The sequence below is a fragment of the uncultured Anaerovibrio sp. genome, from assembly GCA_902786545.1.
GTDB lineage: Bacteria > Bacillota > Negativicutes > Selenomonadales > Selenomonadaceae > Anaerovibrio.
On record CADACU010000002.1, the window covers coordinates 71492 to 89864 of the forward strand.

The 18373-nt window shown below is 46.0% G+C and carries 20 protein-coding genes and 1 pseudogene; 19 read left to right on the forward strand and 2 right to left on the reverse strand.

Annotated elements, in window-relative coordinates:
• Nucleotides 1-98 precede the first annotated feature (98 nt).
• From purE to QZV24_RS00900, 9 genes are all read left to right on the forward strand, one after another.
• Nucleotides 99-590, forward strand: coding sequence for a 5-(carboxyamino)imidazole ribonucleotide mutase (gene purE / locus QZV24_RS00860; RefSeq protein ID WP_294518761.1), 492 nt, complete (start codon nt 99-101; stop codon nt 588-590).
• Nucleotides 591-643: 53 nt separating this feature from the next.
• On the forward strand, nt 644-1360 hold the full coding sequence (gene purC, locus QZV24_RS00865; protein WP_290655184.1) for a phosphoribosylaminoimidazolesuccinocarboxamide synthase: 717 nt from the start codon (nt 644-646) through the stop codon (nt 1358-1360).
• Between the two features lie 116 nt (nt 1361-1476).
• Nucleotides 1477-2913, forward strand: coding sequence for an amidophosphoribosyltransferase (gene purF, locus QZV24_RS00870; RefSeq protein WP_294518765.1), 1437 nt, complete (start codon nt 1477-1479; stop codon nt 2911-2913).
• A gap of 64 nt (nt 2914-2977) precedes the next feature.
• A complete protein-coding gene (purM, locus tag QZV24_RS00875; RefSeq protein WP_294518768.1) occupies nt 2978-4030 on the forward strand; it encodes a phosphoribosylformylglycinamidine cyclo-ligase in 1053 nt (350 codons plus the stop codon).
• Complete coding sequence (gene purN / locus QZV24_RS00880; protein ID WP_294518771.1) at nt 4023-4637, forward strand: phosphoribosylglycinamide formyltransferase; 615 nt, start codon at nt 4023-4025, stop codon at nt 4635-4637. Before purM ends, purN begins: the two co-directional genes overlap by 8 nt.
• A gap of 19 nt (nt 4638-4656) precedes the next feature.
• Entirely contained in the window at nt 4657-5250 is a 594-nt protein-coding gene (locus QZV24_RS00885) for an IMP cyclohydrolase (protein WP_290655191.1), read from the forward strand.
• Nucleotides 5250-6530, forward strand: coding sequence for a phosphoribosylamine--glycine ligase (purD, locus tag QZV24_RS00890; protein ID WP_294518774.1), 1281 nt, complete (start codon nt 5250-5252; stop codon nt 6528-6530). Before QZV24_RS00885 ends, purD begins: the two co-directional genes overlap by 1 nt.
• Nucleotides 6531-6580: 50 nt before the next feature.
• Nucleotides 6581-6811 (forward strand): hypothetical protein, encoded by a 231-nt coding sequence (locus QZV24_RS00895; RefSeq protein ID WP_290655194.1) that lies wholly within the window; start codon nt 6581-6583, stop codon nt 6809-6811.
• 220 nt (nt 6812-7031) lie between these two features.
• The gene (locus tag QZV24_RS00900) at nt 7032-7760 is read left to right on the forward strand and encodes a LytTR family DNA-binding domain-containing protein (protein ID WP_294518778.1); all 729 of its coding nucleotides are present in this window, start codon (nt 7032-7034) and stop codon (nt 7758-7760) included.
• Nucleotides 7761-7795: 35 nt separating this feature from the next.
• Here the strand turns inward: QZV24_RS00900 and QZV24_RS00905 are convergent, their stop codons facing one another.
• Nucleotides 7796-8101, reverse strand: a complete 306-nt coding sequence (locus QZV24_RS00905) for a hypothetical protein (RefSeq protein WP_294518781.1) — start codon at nt 8099-8101, stop codon at nt 7796-7798.
• Entirely contained in the window at nt 8095-9423 is a 1329-nt protein-coding gene (locus QZV24_RS00910; RefSeq protein WP_294518784.1) for a GHKL domain-containing protein, read from the reverse strand. Before QZV24_RS00910 ends, QZV24_RS00905 begins: the two co-directional genes overlap by 7 nt.
• Before the next feature lie 306 nt (nt 9424-9729).
• On the opposite strand from QZV24_RS00910, the gene QZV24_RS00915 reads away from it, so the two are divergent.
• The 10 genes and pseudogenes from QZV24_RS00915 to QZV24_RS00960 all read left to right on the forward strand — a co-directional run.
• Complete coding sequence (locus QZV24_RS00915; protein ID WP_294518787.1) at nt 9730-11325, forward strand: hypothetical protein; 1596 nt, start codon at nt 9730-9732, stop codon at nt 11323-11325.
• Nucleotides 11326-11502: 177 nt separating this feature from the next.
• Nucleotides 11503-11853 carry a nitrous oxide-stimulated promoter family protein gene (locus tag QZV24_RS00920; protein WP_294518790.1) on the forward strand — a complete coding sequence of 117 codons (351 nt, stop codon included), beginning with the start codon at nt 11503-11505 and terminating at the stop codon, nt 11851-11853.
• A 174-nt stretch (nt 11854-12027) separates the two neighbouring features.
• The gene (rimP, locus tag QZV24_RS00925) at nt 12028-12471 is read left to right on the forward strand and encodes a ribosome maturation factor RimP (protein ID WP_290655206.1); all 444 of its coding nucleotides are present in this window, start codon (nt 12028-12030) and stop codon (nt 12469-12471) included.
• Nucleotides 12472-12534: 63 nt separating this feature from the next.
• On the forward strand, nt 12535-13638 hold the full coding sequence (gene nusA, locus QZV24_RS00930) for a transcription termination factor NusA (protein ID WP_294518814.1): 1104 nt from the start codon (nt 12535-12537) through the stop codon (nt 13636-13638).
• Between the two features lie 18 nt (nt 13639-13656).
• Nucleotides 13657-13923: an RNase P modulator RnpM gene (locus tag QZV24_RS00935; protein ID WP_290655207.1), complete on the forward strand. Its 267-nt coding sequence runs from the start codon at nt 13657-13659 to the stop codon at nt 13921-13923.
• A gap of 2 nt (nt 13924-13925) precedes the next feature.
• The gene (locus QZV24_RS00940) at nt 13926-14234 is read left to right on the forward strand and encodes a ribosomal L7Ae/L30e/S12e/Gadd45 family protein (protein ID WP_294518794.1); all 309 of its coding nucleotides are present in this window, start codon (nt 13926-13928) and stop codon (nt 14232-14234) included.
• A gap of 18 nt (nt 14235-14252) precedes the next feature.
• Entirely contained in the window at nt 14253-16937 is a 2685-nt protein-coding gene (gene infB / locus QZV24_RS00945) for a translation initiation factor IF-2 (protein WP_294518797.1), read from the forward strand.
• 20 nt (nt 16938-16957) lie between these two features.
• The gene (rbfA, locus tag QZV24_RS00950) at nt 16958-17317 is read left to right on the forward strand and encodes a 30S ribosome-binding factor RbfA (protein ID WP_290655212.1); all 360 of its coding nucleotides are present in this window, start codon (nt 16958-16960) and stop codon (nt 17315-17317) included.
• Nucleotides 17317-18258, forward strand: a complete 942-nt coding sequence (locus QZV24_RS00955) for a bifunctional oligoribonuclease/PAP phosphatase NrnA (RefSeq protein ID WP_290655213.1) — start codon at nt 17317-17319, stop codon at nt 18256-18258. The genes rbfA and QZV24_RS00955 overlap by 1 nt, the downstream gene beginning before the upstream one ends.
• An 8-nt stretch (nt 18259-18266) precedes the next feature.
• A pseudogene (locus tag QZV24_RS00960) lies at nt 18267-18373 on the forward strand (tRNA pseudouridine(55) synthase TruB); the annotation flags it as partial.

Consider the following 18373-nt stretch of genomic DNA (forward strand, 5'->3'; position numbering starts at 1 on the left):
ATGTAGCCCCTTTTCATTGACAGTATTTTGTAGTTTCTGTTATAGTGTATGGGTAAGGTTAGACTATGAAGTATTTTTACGGAGGAGTTGATTGACTGATGAAGGCGGCTATTATAATGGGTAGCGATTCTGATTGGCCAATTTTGAAGCCGGCACATGAGCTTTTGAAGCAATTCGGCATAGAGTCGGAAGTGTTTGTGGCCTCGGCTCATCGTACACCGACAAAAGTAAAAGAAATTGTTTCCACCGCCCCTGAACGAGGTGTGGGAGCGTTTATATCAGCAGCTGGTGCTGCAGCCCATCTTGGTGGTGTTATTGCGAGTTATACTACCCTGCCGGTTATAGGAGTTCCTATAAATGCGACTTCTTTGAACGGTATGGATGCACTGCTTAGTACAGTACAGATGCCTTCGGGTATTCCTGTAGCTACTATGGCAATTAACGGAGCAAAAAACGCCGCCATTTTTGTTGCAGAAATTTTTGCTCTTTCTGATGATGAAATCAAGGAAAAACTCATCAAATACCGGGAAAAAATGGTAGAGGATGTGGAGGTAAAGGCTAATCGGGTTGCCCAGCAGCTGAATAAGTGATAGGTCTTTACTTTAACATAAATTGTTTTATTTAATGGAGGTATTTTTTCACGATGGAAAAGAAGAACGCAATCTATGAAGGCAAGGCTAAGATTTTGTATGCAACTGAGAATCCTGATGAGCTTATCTGCTACTACAAGGATGATGCTACCGCTGGTAATGGTGCCAAAAAAGGGACCATTCTTGAAAAGGGTATCATGAACAACAAAATCACCATGTTCTTCTTTGATTTGTTGGCAAAGTCCGGCATTGAGAACCATGTTATCAAGGTTATTGATGATAGAAATGTCCTCATCAAAAAGTTGGAGATTGTTCCATTGGAGGTTATCATCCGTAATGTGGCAGCCGGCAGTCTGGCAAAGCGTTTGGGCCTTGAGGAGGGTACTCCTATGTCCATTCCGGTTATTGAGTTCTGCTATAAGAACGATGACTTGGGGGACCCAATGGTCAACAATTATCATATTTTGGCCTGCAATCTGGCTACCAAGGAAGAATTGGCTGAGATTGAGGCACAGAGCCTGAAGATTAACTCCATTATGGTAGATTATCTTAAGACCAAGAACATTGACCTTATTGATTTCAAGCTGGAGTTTGGCCGGGACAAGGATGGCAAGATTATTCTGGCAGATGAGATTTCGCCGGATAACTGTCGTTTCTGGGATTCCGTTACAAAGGAAAAGCTGGACAAGGACCGTTTCCGTCGGGATCTGGGTAATGTAGAGGATGCTTACAAGGAAATTTTGAAGCGTCTTACCGGCGAAGTTCGCTAAATTATAATCTGATGCAGGCCTGGCGGGGCGTCTTCCTCATGGGAGATGTTTTCCCGTACAGACCTTCATCTGATTTGCACAGAAACTTTTCTTGTAAGGGATGGAATGTAAGTAAGATGATAGATTACGAAGCAGATAAGCTGAAGGAAGAATGCGGAGTTTTTGGTGTATACTCCCATGACCTGAATGTATCTGAGCTGACTTATTATGGCCTGTTTGCCCTACAGCATCGTGGACAGGAAAGTACTGGTATTGCAGTAACTGACGGTGCCTGGATGGATGTAACCAGGGGCATGGGGTTGGTGCGGGAGGTTTTCCGGCATCAGGTGCCACAGATGGAGAATCAGTATATTGCCATTGGCCATGTACGATATTCCACTACAGGATCCAGTTTGCTGGCCAACACCCAGCCGTTAATGGTTAATTATTCTGGTGGTAAAATCGCTCTGGCTCATAACGGAAATCTGACCAATGCGGGGGAAATCCGCAAGGAGTTAGAAGAAAGCGGTACTATTTTTCAGACTACCATAGATTCTGAAGTGGTTGTTAATCTTATCGCCCGGTCACGGAAGGTGACGGTAGAGGAAAAAATCATTGATAGCCTGAAGAAAATCAAAGGGGCGTACTGTCTCACTATTATGACTGAGGACAAGCTTATTGGTGCGCGGGACCCACAGGGCTTCAGACCACTTTGCCTTGGCAGGCTGGAGGACGGCGGCTATGTCCTTAGCTCGGAGAGTTGTGGCTTGGATGTGGTAGGTGCTGAATTTATTCGGGATATTGAACCAGGTGAGATGGTGGTAATCGATGAAAATGGGGTTGAGTTCCATAGATTTGCCGATGCCAAGCCATCTATGTGTGTCTTTGAATTTATATACTTTGCCCGTCCGGATTCGGTAATCGATGGTCAAAGTGTGCATGAGGCCCGGTTTGAAATGGGCCGAATTTTGGCGCAGGAGGCTCATTGCAAGGCTGATATTGTTATTTCAGTGCCGGATTCCGGCAATACGGCAGCGGAGGGGTATGCCTTTGAGGCAGGCCTGCCATATGTCAGCGGCTTAGTAAAGAACCGCTACATTGGCCGTACCTTTATTCAGCCAAGTCAGAAGCAGCGGGATACCGCAGTGAAACTAAAGCTTAATGCTATCAAATCCGTGGTTGAGGGGAAATCAGTAATTATGGTGGATGATTCCATTGTACGGGGAACCACCAGCGGAAAAATAGTAAAAATGCTGCGAAATGCCGGAGCCAAAGAGGTACATATGGTGATAAGCTCACCGCCGATTGGTTATCCATGCTTTTACGGTATTGATACCTCGGCCCGGAAGGAGCTTATTGCGGCTACCAAGAGCGTGGAGGAAATCCGGGAGTATATTGATGCAGATTCACTGCATTTTCTTTCTCTGGATGGCCTCAAGAAATGTATGCTGAAGCTGAATCCGGAGCATATGTGTTATGCCTGCTTTAATGGCGGATATCCGATTGAACAGAAATCCCAGTCACCAGCTGAGGTGGATAAATACATTTTTGAAACGCGGAAAAAGAAGAAATAATATCCTCGCAGTCATTAAAAGTGACAGAAGGGGTAATTTAGACATATATCTATGGAGGAAATAAATGGAAGAAAAGCTGACTTATCGTGATGCCGGTGTAGACATCGACGCCGGCAATTACTCTGTAAAGCTTATAAAGGATAGTGTGAAAGCCACCTATCGCCCGGAGGTGCTGGGTGATTTGGGCGGCTTTGGCGGCCTGTTTGCCTTAAATACCGGCAAGTACAAGGAACCTGTGCTGGTTTCGGGTACGGACGGAGTTGGGACCAAGCTAAGACTGGCCTTTATGCTGGATAAGCATGATACCATTGGTCAGGATGCAGTGGCCATGTGTGTAAATGATATTCTGGTTCAGGGAGCTGAACCACTGTATTTCCTGGATTATCTGGCAGTAGGCAAATTGGATCCGGAGCAGGTAGCCGCTGTTGTAAAAGGGGTGGCCAACGCCTGCAAGGAATCCGGCTGTGCTCTTATTGGCGGTGAGACTGCTGAAATGAGCGGCTTTTATCCAGTGGGCGAGTACGATATTGCCGGCTTTGCCGTTGGAGTTGTGGATAAATCAAAAATCATTACCGCAGAAAAGGTGCAATCAGATGATGTACTGTTGGCTCTGCCGTCTTCGGGGGTTCATTCCAATGGTTATTCCCTGGTACGGAAAATCTGCTTTGACAAGATGGGCTTTAAGGGCGATGAATATATTGATGAGCTGGGAAAGACCATTGGTGAGGAGCTTTTGACACCGACCAGGCTTTATCCAAAATCCTGTCTGCCATTGATTGAAAAGTATGATATTCACGGTATGGTACATATCACGGGTGGTGGCTTCTATGAAAATATTCCAAGAGCCCTCCCGGAATCCCTAGGGGCGGAAATTGATGCCAATAGCTGGCAGGTTCCACCTATCTTTACGCTCCTGCAAAAATGGGGCAATGTGGATTGGAAGGAAATGTACCGCACCTTTAATATGGGAATTGGTATGGTGCTTATTGTGTCAGCTGCTGACGCGGAAGCCATCAAGCAAGATTTGGCGGCAAAAAATGAAGCGGTATTTGAAATCGGTCGGGTGACTACCGGCAATCACGAGGTTGTAATAAAAGGCGGCGTGTTTGATGAGTAAGCATATTTTGGGTATTCTCTGTTCAGGCCGTGGCTCCAATATGCAGTCTATTTTGGCGGCCATTGACCGGGGCCAGATAAAGGCTGAGGTGGGAATTGTGCTCACTGACAAGCCTCAGGCCAGAGCTTTGGAGTATGCCAAAAGCGTAGGAATAAAAAGTGTGTGTGTAAATCGCAAGGAATGTCAGACTCAGCAGGAATTCGAAGAAAAGCTGATAGCTGAACTGAAAGCAGCTGGAGTCACTTTGGTTATTTTGGCTGGCTTTATGCGGATTTTGAGTCCATATTTTGTGGGGGAATATCGGCATCGGATTCTAAACATTCATCCATCCTTGTTGCCATCCTTTGGCGGAGCTCATGCTCATCGAGATGTGCTGGCGTATGGTACAAAGGTGTCTGGCTGCACCATTCATTTTGTGGATGAGTGCATGGACCATGGACCAATTATTTTGCAGGACACGGTACCGGTGCTGGATGATGATACGGAGGAAACATTGGCGGCCAGAGTGCTGGAAAAGGAGCATATTTTATATCCACGGGCCATTGAATTGTTCGTAGATGACAAGCTGGAACTGCTGGATGACCGCCATGTGCGCATAAAACAATAAATATAAAGGAGACTTTACTATGAAAATCAAACGGGCATTGATTAGCGTATCTGATAAGACTGGTGTGGTTGAGTTGGCCAAACGGCTGCATGCAGCAGGGGTGGAAATCGTTTCCACCGGTGGTACTATGAAGGCCATCAAAGAGGCAGGTATTCCGGTTATTTATGTCAGCGATGTTACAGGCTTTCCGGAGATTATGGACGGCCGGGTAAAGACCTTAAATCCACTTATTCACGGTGGTATTTTAGCAGTCCGGGATAATCCAACCCATGTGCAGGCTATGAAAGAGCACAAGATTACTGGCATCGATATGGTGGTAGTAAATCTGTATCCATTTAAAGAGACTATTTCCAAGCCGGATGTTACTTTGGCTGAAGCCATCGAAAATATTGATATCGGTGGACCGGCAATGATTCGGGCTGCAGCCAAGAATTTTAAATATGTAACTGTAGTGACTAATCCAGCCCGCTATTCCGAGGTGGCTGAACAGGTTGAAAAGAATGGCTGTGTTTCCGGGATGCTTCGCATGGAGCTGGCCCAGGAGGCTTTCAAGCATACCTCTGAATATGATGATTGCATTCAGAAGTATCTTTTAGAGCAGGTGAATAAATAATGAATATTTTAGTTATAGGCAGCGGTGCCAGAGAGCATACGCTGGTGTGGAAGTTGAGTCAGAGCAAGTATGCTGACAAGATTTTTGCTATCCCTGGCAACCCTGGTATGGCTTCCCTGGCGGAATGCATCAATGATGTGTCCATTACTGACAATGAGACAATGGTAAAGGTTGCCAAGGAAAAGGGCGTGGGGCTGGTGGTCGTAGGACCAGAGGTGCCACTGACCAATGGAGCGGTAGATGCCTTCAATAAGGCTGGGATAAAGGCCTTTGGCCCAGTGCAGGCCGCAGCAGAAATCGAAGGCTCCAAGGCTTTTTCCAAGAATTTAATGAAGAAATACAATATTCCTACGGCCAAGTATGAGGTGTTTACTGACGCCATAGCAGCCAAGGAATACATTAAGGCAGAAGGTGCCCCAATCGTTATTAAGGCCGATGGTCTGGCCGCCGGCAAGGGCGTTATTGTGGCCATGACCTTGGCTGAGGCATTGGGTGCCATTGACGAAATTATGGGGGATGGAGCCTTTGGCAGTGCCGGAAGCCGGGTTGTAGTAGAAGAATTTATGGCTGGTGAAGAAGTTTCGGTACTGTGCTTCACAGACGGCAAGACCATTATTCCAATGGTGCCATCCCAGGACCACAAACGGGTCAACGATAACGATGAAGGGCCAAATACCGGTGGTATGGGGGCGTATGCTCCTGCACCGGTAGGTACGCCGGAGCTTTTGGCCAGAACCCAGAAGGAAATTCTTGATCCGGTTATCAAGGCCATGGAGCAGGAAGGCCGCCTGTATAAGGGGTGTTTGTATGCCGGACTTATGGTGACTGACCAGGGCCCACGGGTAGTGGAATTCAATGCCCGGTTTGGTGACCCGGAAACTCAGGTGGTTTTGCCACTGTTGGAGAGCGATTTGGTGGAGGTTATGTTGGCCTGCATTGATGGCAAGCTGGCCGATACCGAAGTGAAATGGAGCAAGGGCGCAGCGGTTTGTATCGTTATGGCTGCTGGCGGTTATCCAAAGAGCTATAACAAGGGGGATGAAATCACTGGCTTGAAAGAGGCCGAAGCTGGTGGCAATATCGTGTTCCATGCCGGTACCAGTGAAAAGGACGGCCATATATATACCAATGGTGGCCGAGTGCTGGGGGTTGTTGCCAAAGCTGATGGCATTAAAGCGGCGGTGGATTCAGCCTATGCTTCTGTGGACAAAATCCATTTCAAGGATGCTCATTTCCGTCACGATATTGCGCATTGGGCGTTGGAACGCTTGAAGAAGTAATTCATCTGCGGTATACTTTAATCATAATCAAGGAAACGGAGTGAGTTTGTATGGAGGCAAAAGAAAAGATATCAATGTCATATACCAGTGATGCCAAGGAAAAGGCCCGTAGCATGGCGGAAATTACTGCCCGCTATCATCTTGCCTGCAAGAAATACAAGGAGCTTCGGGTATGCAAGCAGGAATTTCGTGAGCAGAAGGTTATGCTGTATGCCGAGTTAAAGGCGTTGGGCTGGGTGCTGGGCAAATCTGACCAGACCATTACCCGGGATGCAAATTAAATACTTTTAGAATCAAATATTAAGATGGCAGCAAATATTTTGTAATGTTTGCTGCCTTTTTTGTCAAACATTGTATAGGACTTTATACTCATTTTTACTATAAATCAAAATCACTTTTGGCTTTTTTTCATCACTTTTTTGTCAGGGGTGGTATTTTACAGCAAATTGTGGTATGAAATGAAGTAGAAAAACGACATATAAACAGGATAGGAGGTGGACTATGAATATTGCGATTGCGGACGACCATCCTGATGATAGGAAGATGGCTGAAGAGCAGCTGCGGCGGTATTTAACTCAAGCACATCCTGAGATTATGAAGGACCTGGTGTTGGAGACTTATTCCTCTGCCGAGGACTTGCTGGCTTCCTTCAGTCCCGGTCAATATGATTTGCTTTTGTTGGATATTTATATGGAGGATATGACCGGTATGGAGGCTGCCGAAGCCATTCGCCTACGGGATGAACGGGTACCAATTATGTTTTTGACCAGCAGCAAGGAGCATATGTTGGATGGCTATCGGGTGTTTGCGGCTGGTTATCTGTTAAAGCCTCTGATCGCGCATTTAAATGAGTTTGCCAAGGCTATGGACCATGTGTTTCCGGAGATAATGGCTAGCCAACGGACTGTGCTTATACCGTTTAATGGTAAGGATGTTGATGTACCGGTGCGGAATATTATGTATGTTGACATTAACGCCCAACATAAGTTGAGTATTCATTTGCCTGATATGGTGGCCGATACGATACTTTCCTATAATCAGTGTCAGGAAATGTTGACAAAGGATAATAGATTTATTGAATGCCATCACCGGATAATACTGAATATGGATTATATTTGGCGAATGGGACAGGACGACTTTATACTGAAGGACGGCAGCAAGGTGCCGATTAGTCAGCGCCGAAAAAAGGAAGTCAAGGCGACCTATATGCACTATATGGCCCATCGATAAAAAAATGCACCTTTTAATTAAGGTGCATTTTTGTGTTATCCTTTGTGCATAGACTGGATTACTTCTTCCTGATTTTTGATGTGCTCCAGAGCGGCAGCTGTATCACCGTCTTTTAGCAAGGCGTAGAGCAGTCGGTAATGATGCCGCAAATCATGACGCAGTACTCTGGTAGCAGTTATGCTTTCCTGAATAAGGCTGGTTTCCTGCTTTAGGGAATTAAGACGCAGCTTCAGCAAATTATTGGCATGTTCCTGCCGGGTATTGGCCTTGACTTCCCAATCGAATATCAGATAAGCAATTATCATTTGACTTAGTGTCAGAACAATGGCGAAAATCAGCATGGCGGTTTATCCTCCCAATACATACTTAGCCGAACCCAGCCAGTTTCCTGACTAAAGTCGGCATATCCGTCGTATTTTTCCAAAAAGTTTTTTAATGATAACATTCCCAGTCCATGACCGCTGCGGCTGGTTTTTGGCAATCCATCATCCGCAAGCTGCAGGGTGGTGTGGCAAGTATTGGCCATTTCCAATACACATTGTGATCCATTATGCTGAAGTATTAGTGTAATTTGCTTTACACCTGTTTCTTTGGCGCTGGCCAGCAGGGCGTTTTCCAACAGGTTGGCCAGCAGTACGGCCAAATCATTTTCATCGGTACCCATGTTGCGGGGAAGGTTGGTCTTATGGATAATGGTTATGCCCAAGGCAACAGCCCGGTGCAGATAAATGGAAATAGCTGCATTGATAATGGCATAATCGGTGTAGGAATCGATAGCTGCTGCTGACAGGACCTGTTCCTGTTGAGTGATATAGGCTTGGGCTCCGGCTATATCACCCTGCTGCAGTAAAATTTTTAGTTCGGCATAAGTTTTCAGCAGATTTTCCTGCTGTTTTTTTATTTTCTCCCGGTTATCGGCGGCCAGTAAGCGGCTTTCCTCCAAATAGGTGATTTCCTGCTTCATAATATCCGCATTGTGCTGAAGCTGTTCCTGCTCATAAATACGGTTGGAGGCATTGAGGATATAATGATAGGCCAGAAAGAAACCGATAGGCAGGAGCAAGCGGGCAATTCGTTCTTCCCAGGTATGCCAAAGCTGATCATCGTTAATCAGCACCAAATATCCGGTCACCATTACAATAGGAAGAAACGAGGTATATATTTGAACGGCAGGCCTGGTGAAATGACTATAAGCCGGTAGCAGAGAAGTAAAGCAATGACGGGCCAATGGCAGGAATAACAGGTACCATACAATGAACATTCCACTATAAAACAGCAGTACCGTAGCTTCTTCGGCGCCGACCATAAAAAGTGCAGTGGTGATGGTATTTATGCTGTGAATGGTAAAGGTCCACAGCACCGACATACCAAAGATAAAAATGTGATGCAGGATACGATTGGGCAGAGAAAGCATAAATACTGCCTGAAAGGGTATCCAGCCCCAGAAAAGGGTGCTCTTGTAGGTAGTTACTACAATGCCGGTGCGGGAAAAAATCCAAGTATATAAAGGTATAAATAGCAGAGCCAATATTATGAGAAACTGCCACAAACGGCGGGTGTCTGCCGCCGGCAAATCATCTCTGAAGGCGAGATAACGCAGATAAATACCGGATAAATGCACCAATGAAAGGGATAATGCCACAAGTACAAATTCAAGTATCATAATCTCACCTCCAAAAAATATTCTTAAAAATCATTATACTCCAGTTGAAAAAATTTTTCTTATATGTAATGAAAAAATATATATTAGGCATTTTATCCTGTTTTTATTTATTGGCAGGAATCATTTGTTTTTTGACGAATGAAGTCAAATATGATTTACCCGGCGCTAACGGGTGCTAAGGCTCCCACCTATTAGGTGGGAGTAAAGCAACCATAAAGCTAAGGATTTATTCGACTACATTCAGATGGAGGTTAAAGCTCCATCTGAATAAGTCTCATTTTATAGAATGAAGGGAGCCATATCAGCGTGGATAATAATCATCCGTTGGCGGTGTACTGCAAGAGCTGTGGCGCACCAGCAAATTATGACATCATTCGGCAACAATATTTGTGCCAGTATTGCGGTGGGGTGACCGATATAAAGGACCCAATCATGCGCTTGGAGCAGTGGCGGGACGCCCGGCGGAAAAGCATTTTACAGGGCCAAAACGCAGCCGAGGAGGTACATTCCTGCCAGAACTGCGGGGCGCAGGTTATTATCCCGAAGGGAGAAGCTATGGGAAAATGTGGCTTCTGTGGTGGTAAATTTGCCCGTCGGGCGTTTGGTAAGTCGGATGAACTGCCGGAGGTGCTTATTCCCTTTGTGCTAACCGAGGATGAGGCCAGAGGAAAGCTGGCAGAATGGGTGAAGAAGAATTCCGGAAAAGAGGAAGCTCAGACCGTTTTAGCCAATATTCAGGCGCTCAGGGGTTATTATTTGCCTTACGAGCTTATCCGCGGCCCGGTGACGGCCCAGGTGCAACGGATGGAGACATATTCTGACCGAAAATACAATATGGGAGGCTTTTTGAACGGTATTGCCGTAAATACCTCCAAACAACTGGATAATTTGGTGTTGGATGCTATGGAGCCTTTTGAGTGGACAGCTGCACGCCCTTTTGAATTTGCCTTTATTGCCGGTCAACGGGTGAAGCTCTCTGATGTGGACGGTATGACGCTGGAGAATCGGGTACTGGAGGAAGTGGAGGACAGCTTTAGACCGGAGGCGGAACAGGCTTTGCAGACTACCGGCGTGGTGCTTAAGATGGAGGCGGGACATCTGTTGCGCTTGCCAGCCTTGCTGCCGGTGTATGTTTTGAGCATTGGTCCTGTACTGGCAGTGGTGAATGGTCAGACTGGTCGGGTAGCCGTCACCAAGACCCAGCTCATTAAGAATTATTCCTGGCTTATTGAACCTACGATACTGACCGTGCTGACCACTGGGGCTATGTGCTTGTTTGATGTCTTGATAGGTCTTATATGGGGAGCTATTTTTGGGATTATTTTCTTCGTGGCCTTTGCTGATGGCCGAGGTGATGAATGGCGCCGCAAGGTCTTTAAGATGGATTCTCCACGACCGAAGCGAATGCAGGCTCAGCTTACTGTGAATCAGGGGCAGGAACCAGTGGCGGATACCACTGTAAAGGCGTTGTTCTTTGAACCGGTAAATGGCCATATGGCACCAGTAAAGGTAGCTTTTTACACGCCCCTTAGAATGCTTAAAATATTTTTCGGGGTGCTGGTGTTCAATACTTTGCCAGCTATACTGGCCTTTTTGCTGGATTTTGAGGGGACAGCCAATTACAAATATCTGGGGGCATGGTTGGTGCTGACCGTACCTATTACTTTGATTTTGTGGGTAGCCGTTGGCCGTATAAGAATTTATAATTTCCCATTGTTTAGGCTGATTTTGCCAGATGGCAGCACCCGCCAGATAAAGTCCGACAACGACAATAATATTTCCTATGGAGAAGTGCTGAATTTTATCAAGGAAATAGCAGGTTACAAGGAAGGCTTAATATTCATCGGTTTCATTATATTTATGTTATTGGGCACAGTGGGAGCAATACTGATGCCGGATTGAGAAATTACAGGCTGACTGCCGGGACAGGTAGTCAGCTTTTTATTGTCCAACATTAAAACCACATTAAAAAATTAAACTTCAGTTAGAATTGGGCCCTATGTCTAAACAAGTGAGCTGTTTTAGGGTAAAATATAAATGCAAAGGGTGTTGAAAATTTTCAGTCATAGGAGGTGCCATATGGATAAGTTCAAACATAAACGCGAACAGGAGCTGAAAACTGTGACTGATATGATAAGCATATATTGCCGAGATGTGCATAAAACGGATGGTGGTACACTCTGTCCGGAGTGCGAAGAGTTGTTGGATTATGTGGAAAAACGGGTCAATAATTGTCCGCGGATAGGAGAGCAAACATTATGCAGTGAATGCAGTACCCATTGTTTTGCGCCAAACCGGCGGCAAAAGATGCAACAAATTATGCGCTACAGCGGACCGAAAATGATGCTTCGTTCTCCAGTGATGGCCCTTAGACACAAGCTGATACAGTGGTTCAACACAATCCAGAATAAGGCATGTAATATTTTTTAAATTATTGATGATATTGTAAAATATCTGTTTACAAAAGCTATTTACCGTGATATACTTTATTAGAAATATGATGAAATTTTGTGAAGAGTGGGTGCAAACCCGCTCTTTTGTCTTATTTTATGAATTGATGATGTAACTTTTGCTTGTGGTCTGATAAGGTTAGGAGGCGAATATATGAGTAAAGTTATTGAGGAAGCTGTAGAGGAAATAGTGGAAAATTTGCTAACCGACACTGACCTTGAGTTGGTTGCCGTGGATTATGTCCGGGAAAAGGACTGGTATCTCCGGGTGTTCATTGATAAGGAAGGCGGCATCGAAATTGATGATTGCCAGGCACTAAGCGGACGCTTGGAAGAAATCCTTGATGAAAGGGATATTATCAAGGGCAGCTATATTTTGGAAGTATCATCGCCGGGATTGGACCGGGAGCTGAAAAAACCAAAGGATTTTCAGCGGGAGAAAGGCAAAACTGTTGATGTGAGCCTGTTTGCCCCGGTGGATGGCAACAAATTGATTGTGGGTGTTTTAAAGGACTATGATGGTGAGAATATAACCATTGATGAGCAGACAATATCCATGGCGGATGTAGCTCAGGTTCGTTTGCATATAGATTTTTAGGAGGTTAATTTAGTGGCTACCAGAGTAAAGAAGAAGTCTGCTGCTGTGGCAGAAAGCAGTTTTATGGAGGCAATCGAGGTATTAGGCAAGGAAAAGGGTATTGCTTCTGAGGTATTATTTGATGCGATTGACAAGGCATTGGGAGCGGCTTACAAGCGTAATTATAACAACGAGGCCAATTGCCGGGTGAGTCTTGACCGTCAAACCGGTGAATATCATGTATATTCCATCAAGGAAGTGGTGGATGAAGTGACCAATCCGGTTACCCAGATTTCCTTGGCAATGGCCCAAAAGATTTCCAAGGATTACGCCTTGGGTGATACCTTGGAGGAGGAGGTTACTCCAGCTAATTTTGGCCGTATTGCGGCACAGAATGCCAAGCAGGTGGTGGTACAGGCCATCCGTGAGGCGGAGCGGGGCATTATCTTTAACGAGTATGTAAATCGGGCCAACGATATTATTACCGGCGTGGTTCAGCGGGTAGAGAACAAGAATGTATATGTAAATCTTGGCAAAACCGAGGCTATCCTTGGTCCAAGTGAGCAGATTGCCCATGAGACCTATGCACCAAACGACCGTATCAAGGCGTTGATTGTTGAGGTAAAGAATACCAACAAGGGACCGCAGGTAATGGTTTCCCGCACTCATCCAGGTCTGTTAAAGCGCCTGTTTGAGCTGGAAGTACCGGAAATCCAAAGCGGTGATGTGGAGATAAAGTCAGTAGCCAGAGAGCCGGGAATGCGGTCCAAGATTGCGGTTTACGCTGAGGATGAAAATATTGATGCAGTAGGCTCCTGTGTAGGGCCACGGGGCGCTCGGGTACAGAATATTGTAGATGAGCTTAGAAATGAAAAAATTGATATTGTAAAATGGAGCGCTGACCCAGTGCAGTTTATTGCTAATGCCCTTAGCCCAGCCAGAGTTGTTTCGGTAGCAATCAATGAGTCCGAGAAGCTCTCCCGGGTGGTTGTGCCGGATTATCAGCTGTCGCTGGCAATAGGCAAGGAAGGGCAGAATGCCCGCTTGGCGGCCAAATTGACCGGATGGAAGATTGACATTAAGAGCGAATCTCAGGCCGAGGAATTCGGTTTCGATGATGAGACGGAGGAGCCCATCGATTTGGACGAGTTTGCCTCTGATGAATTTTACAGCGACAGCGAAGAATAAGAAACTGGGTGATTTGGTATGGCAACAGTAAAGAAAATTCCAACCAGACTTTGTATTGGCTGTCAGGAGCAGCACCTGAAAAAGGAGCTTATCCGGATTGTGAAGAGCCCTGAGGGTGAGTTTTTTGTAGATCTGACAGGGAAAAAATCCGGCCGGGGGGCATATATTTGCCGGAACCGGGAATGCTTTGACAAGGCAGTGAAGGAGCATCGATTTGCCAAATCCTTTAAATGCCCTATTGATAAAACCATTTTTGATGAGCTGGAAAAGCAGCTTTTTGAATAAATATGAACGAAAATAAAATTTATAATCTGCTGAGTATGGCACAGCGTGCCAATAAAGTGGTTTCCGGTGATTTTGCCGTCGAGAAGGCAGTGCAGGGACGAAAGGCCAGACTGATTTTGGTAGCCGGTGATGCTGCGGAGGAAACGAAAAAGAAATATCAGCACCTGGCTGAAGAAACAACAATTAAACTATATTATCTATTTGACAGAGAGGAATTAGGTCACTGTATCGGCAAGGAATATCGGGCAGTGGCTGCCGTACTGGACAAGGGATTTGCGGATGCCTTGGTCAAACTCTTTGAAGACAGATAGTCATTCGGGGGTGGATTGATGAGAATAAATGAATTTGCAAAAGAAATAAATACAGAAAACAAGAAGATTATTGAGATATTAGAAAAGAACAATATTACCGGAAAGAAGCATTCCAGTTCCATCAGTGACAGTGAAAAGGAATTGGTGCGCAAGGCACTGGCGGGCAGTAAGGCTCCAGCCAAGACGGAGAAGGTACCGGAAAAGGTTTCGACCAAACCTGTGACAAAGGATGAAAAGAGCGTTAAGCCGGCCAAGCCGGTTGAACAGCCAAAGACCGAGCCAAAACCAGCGGCCAAACCAGTAGACCACAAGGCGCCTGAAGTAAAGCAGGCACCAGTGAACAAGGCTCCGGAAAATGTTCATCGGAATGACCGTCCAGCCAATGGCAACCGCCCGGCTGATCAGACCAAGAAGTCCAACAGTGGGTTTAGTACGCCACGGCTGGTAAATAACAATGGCAGTCATAACAGCAATCGGAATTTTGACCGTAACCGCAATAATCAGACTGGTTTTAACAACCAGCGCAGTAACGAACGGGGTAACGATCAACGAAACAATCAGCCGAATAACGGTAGAAATGCTAATTTTGCCAATCGTCCGATGCAAAATCAAAATGGCAATAAGCCAAGAAATGTTGGCGGCAATCGTATGGGCAGTCAGCCAGCAGCGAACACTGGCGGCTTCAAGGGCCGTGACAGAAATGATCGTAACGAAAGAAGTAATCGGGAGCGTAATGACCGCATGGAGCGTAACGAACGCATGGAGCGTAATGAACGCATGGAGCGTGGGGACCGGAACCGCAATGGCGGTAAGGACCGTAACAAGAATAATCGGAATAATTTCAATGGCGGCTTTAACAACAAGAACAACCGTAACAATAAGAACAACCGGAACAACAAAAATCAGCAGCCGGCTCCTAAAATGGAAATTGCCCGTCCTAAGCTGATTAAGGTGGGTGAAACCATCGTTGTAAAGGATTTGGCCAGCAAAATCAGCTGCACTGCAGCTGACATCATCAAGAAGCTGATGCTGATGGGTGTTATGGCTACCATAAATCAGGACATTGATTTTGATACAGCGGCTCTGGTTGCCGGTGAGTTCGGTGTAAATGTTGAAGAATTACCACCAGAGGTTGACCTAACTGAAATTCCGGAGATAGAGGACGATCCAAAGACATTGGTGCTCCGTCCACCGGTTGTTACAGTAATGGGCCATGTTGACCATGGTAAAACTTCCCTGTTGGATTGTATCCGCAGCTCGGCCGTTACTACGACTGAGGCCGGCGGTATTACCCAGCACATCGGTGCATATCAGGTAATGTGCCAAGGCAAGAAGATTGTTTTCCTGGATACCCCTGGTCATGAGGCCTTTACGGCTATGCGGGCCCGTGGTGCACAGGTAACTGATATTGCCATTCTGGTAGTTGCGGCTGATGATGGCGTTATGCCACAGACTATTGAAGCAATTAACCATGCCAAGTCTGCTGAAGTGCCAATTATCGTGGCTATCAACAAGATTGATAAGCCAGGGGCTGACCCTATGCGGGTTAAGAACGAGCTTATGGAGCATGGTCTTGTATCGGAGGACTACGGTGGAGACACCATTATGGTAGAGGTTTCTGCCAAGAAGCGCATGAATATCGATGAGCTTTTGGAAATGGTTCTTTTGGTAGCTGAAGTACAGGAGCTGAAGGCTAATCCGAAGCGGGATGCCCGTGGTATCATTATCGAGGCCCAGCTGGACAAGGGCCGTGGTCCGGTGGCAACTGTATTGGTTCAGAACGGTACCTTGCACATCGGTGATTCTATTATTGCCGGTACCTGCTATGGTAAGGTTCGGGCTATGATTAACGATCGTGGTGAAAATGTTAAGAAAGCAGGCCCAGCCGTTCCGGTTGAGGTGCTTGGCCTTAACGATGTTCCGTCGGCCGGTGATGAGCTGGCTGTTTTGGAAGAGAAGCTTTGCCGTACTATTGCGGAAAAGCGTATCGAAAAGCAGCGTAACGAGCTTATCCGTTCCAAGAAGGTTTCCTTGGACGATCTGTTCCATCAGATACAGGAAGGCCAGCTGAAGGATCTCAATATTTTGGTAAAGGCGGATGTTCAGGGCTCCGTTGAGGCATTGAACAGTTCCTTGCTGAGTCTCAACAAGAACGATGAGGTTCGGGTAAATATTATCCATTCCGGCGTAGGTGCTGTTAACGAGTCTGATGTTATGCTGGCTACTGCTTCCAACGCACTGATTATTGCCTTCAATGTCCGTCCGGATGCCAATGCCCGTCGCATTGCGGAGACTGAGGACATTGATATTCGCACTTATCGGGTTATTTATGATGCCATCAATGATGTTAAGGACGCTATGTCCGGTATGTTGGCGCCTAAATACAAGGAAGTTATTCAGGGCCGGGTAGAAATCCGCCAGGTAATGATTTTCAACAAGACCTTGATGGTAGCCGGTTCCTATGTACTTGAGGGCAAGATTACCAACAAGTCCAAGATTCGCATTGTTCGAGATAATATTGAAGTATTTGATGGTGAGCTGGAAGATTTGCGCCGGTTCAAGGATGCCGTTAAGGAAGTTGCGGCCGGTTACGAGTGCGGTATTACCATTAAGGATTATCGTGACTTCAAGGAAGGCGATATCATCGAAGCCTATACCATGGAAGAAATCCAGACTGATATCAATGATGTAAACAAGGATTGATTGAGGAGGGCTAGTGTAAGATGAGCCAGCTTCGTATTGAAAAAATTCAGGAGCTTATGAAGCAGGAGATCAGCCAGATTATTCTGCAGGAGCTGAAGGACCCGCGTATTGGGTTTGTTACCGTAACCCAGGTGGAAGTTACCAGAGATTTGAGTTTGGCCAAGGTGTTTGTCAGCATTATGGGGAATGATAAGCAGATTGAGGACACCTGGAAGGGGTTAAACAGTTCTCTGGGCTTTATCCGCCGTGAAGTGGGGCACCGGATAAGGCTGCGGGTTACGCCTGAATTGAGATTTGTTTTGGATAAGTCATTGGATTATAGTGACCATATCCAGAAATTGCTGTTGCAGATTGAAAGAGAGCAGGAGCAGGGGGAATAATGATTATTTCACTTAGAGAAACAGCAGACAGACTTATGGCGGCCAATAGCCTGATATTGACTGCTCATGTCAATCCGGATGGGGATGCCATAGGTTCCTGCTTGGGGCTGAAATATATTTTGGAAACTTTGGGAAAGAAGGTACAGGTCATTATTGATGATGACCTGCCGAAATTTCTCAGCATTATGCCGGGAATTGACCAGATACAAAAACCGGAGGCTGATAACTACGAGGCGGACTATCTGGTTATTCTTGATGCTTGTTTGGATAGGGTGGGAACCTTGCCATTAAAGTGTAAGGCACCGATACTAAATATTGACCACCATGGTACCAACGACAATTTGGCCAATTACCTGTACCTTGATGCGGACAGTGCGGCTACGGCAGAAATCATTTATCGATTGGCCAAGGCTATCGGTGTGAAGTTTGATCGTGATTCAGCTACCGCGGTTTATATTGGTTTGGCTACTGATTCCGGGTATTTTAAGTATTCCAATACCACGCCACAAACTATGCGAGCGGCGGCAGAGCTGTTGGAAACCGGCATAAAGCCGGAAACTATCTCTGAAGCAATTGAAACCAAGGATTATACTGTTGTCAAGGGAATGGGTACAGCATTGCAGACGCTGGAATTGTTTGCTGACGGTAAAATTGCCGGTATTTTCCTGGATTATGAATTGACCAGCACTCTGGAGACTACTGAGGGCTTTATCGATTTGATACGGGTTATTGATGGTGTTGATGTGTCTGTAGTACTTAAAGTGGTAGAACCGGAGGTTTGCCGGGTAAGTATGCGTTCGAAGCAAACGGATGTCAGCAAATTGGCTCTGCGATTGGGCGGTGGTGGCCATAAGCGGGCGGCCGGCTGTACCATCAAAAAGCCATTTGCAGAAGCAAAGCAGTATTTGATTGATGAAATTATAAAATCCCTTGGGGTGTGAGTCGCAATATGGAAGGTTTTATCAATTTTCTCAAACCGCCGGGGATGACCTCCCACGATGCAGTGGGGTTGGTCCGCCGGGTGTTGCAGGAAAAACATGTGGGCCATGCCGGAAC

Excerpts from the sequence above, each read along its gene's own strand:
- QZV24_RS00940 (WP_294518794.1), top strand. The coding sequence starts at position 13,926 with ATGAACGAAAATAAAATTTATAATCTGCTGAGTATGGCACAGCGTGCC.
- QZV24_RS00900 (WP_294518778.1), top strand. The coding sequence starts at position 7,032 with ATGAATATTGCGATTGCGGACGACCATCCTGATGATAGGAAGATGGCT.
- QZV24_RS00935 (WP_290655207.1), top strand. The coding sequence starts at position 13,657 with ATGGCAACAGTAAAGAAAATTCCAACCAGACTTTGTATTGGCTGTCAG.
- purC (WP_290655184.1), top strand. The coding sequence starts at position 644 with ATGGAAAAGAAGAACGCAATCTATGAAGGCAAGGCTAAGATTTTGTAT.
- purM (WP_294518768.1), top strand. The coding sequence starts at position 2,978 with ATGGAAGAAAAGCTGACTTATCGTGATGCCGGTGTAGACATCGACGCC.
- QZV24_RS00885 (WP_290655191.1), top strand. The coding sequence starts at position 4,657 with ATGAAAATCAAACGGGCATTGATTAGCGTATCTGATAAGACTGGTGTG.
- QZV24_RS00920 (WP_294518790.1), top strand. The coding sequence starts at position 11,503 with ATGGATAAGTTCAAACATAAACGCGAACAGGAGCTGAAAACTGTGACT.
- QZV24_RS00905 (WP_294518781.1), bottom strand. The coding sequence starts at position 8,101 with ATGCTGATTTTCGCCATTGTTCTGACACTAAGTCAAATGATAATTGCT.
- purN (WP_294518771.1), top strand. The coding sequence starts at position 4,023 with ATGAGTAAGCATATTTTGGGTATTCTCTGTTCAGGCCGTGGCTCCAAT.
- QZV24_RS00895 (WP_290655194.1), top strand. The coding sequence starts at position 6,581 with ATGGAGGCAAAAGAAAAGATATCAATGTCATATACCAGTGATGCCAAG.
- purD (WP_294518774.1), top strand. The coding sequence starts at position 5,250 with ATGAATATTTTAGTTATAGGCAGCGGTGCCAGAGAGCATACGCTGGTG.
- nusA (WP_294518814.1), top strand. The coding sequence starts at position 12,535 with ATGGAGGCAATCGAGGTATTAGGCAAGGAAAAGGGTATTGCTTCTGAG.
- rbfA (WP_290655212.1), top strand. The coding sequence starts at position 16,958 with ATGAGCCAGCTTCGTATTGAAAAAATTCAGGAGCTTATGAAGCAGGAG.
- rimP (WP_290655206.1), top strand. The coding sequence starts at position 12,028 with ATGAGTAAAGTTATTGAGGAAGCTGTAGAGGAAATAGTGGAAAATTTG.
- QZV24_RS00910 (WP_294518784.1), bottom strand. The coding sequence starts at position 9,423 with ATGATACTTGAATTTGTACTTGTGGCATTATCCCTTTCATTGGTGCAT.
- purE (WP_294518761.1), top strand. The coding sequence starts at position 99 with ATGAAGGCGGCTATTATAATGGGTAGCGATTCTGATTGGCCAATTTTG.
- purF (WP_294518765.1), top strand. The coding sequence starts at position 1,477 with ATGATAGATTACGAAGCAGATAAGCTGAAGGAAGAATGCGGAGTTTTT.
- QZV24_RS00955 (WP_290655213.1), top strand. The coding sequence starts at position 17,317 with ATGATTATTTCACTTAGAGAAACAGCAGACAGACTTATGGCGGCCAAT.
- infB (WP_294518797.1), top strand. The coding sequence starts at position 14,253 with ATGAGAATAAATGAATTTGCAAAAGAAATAAATACAGAAAACAAGAAG.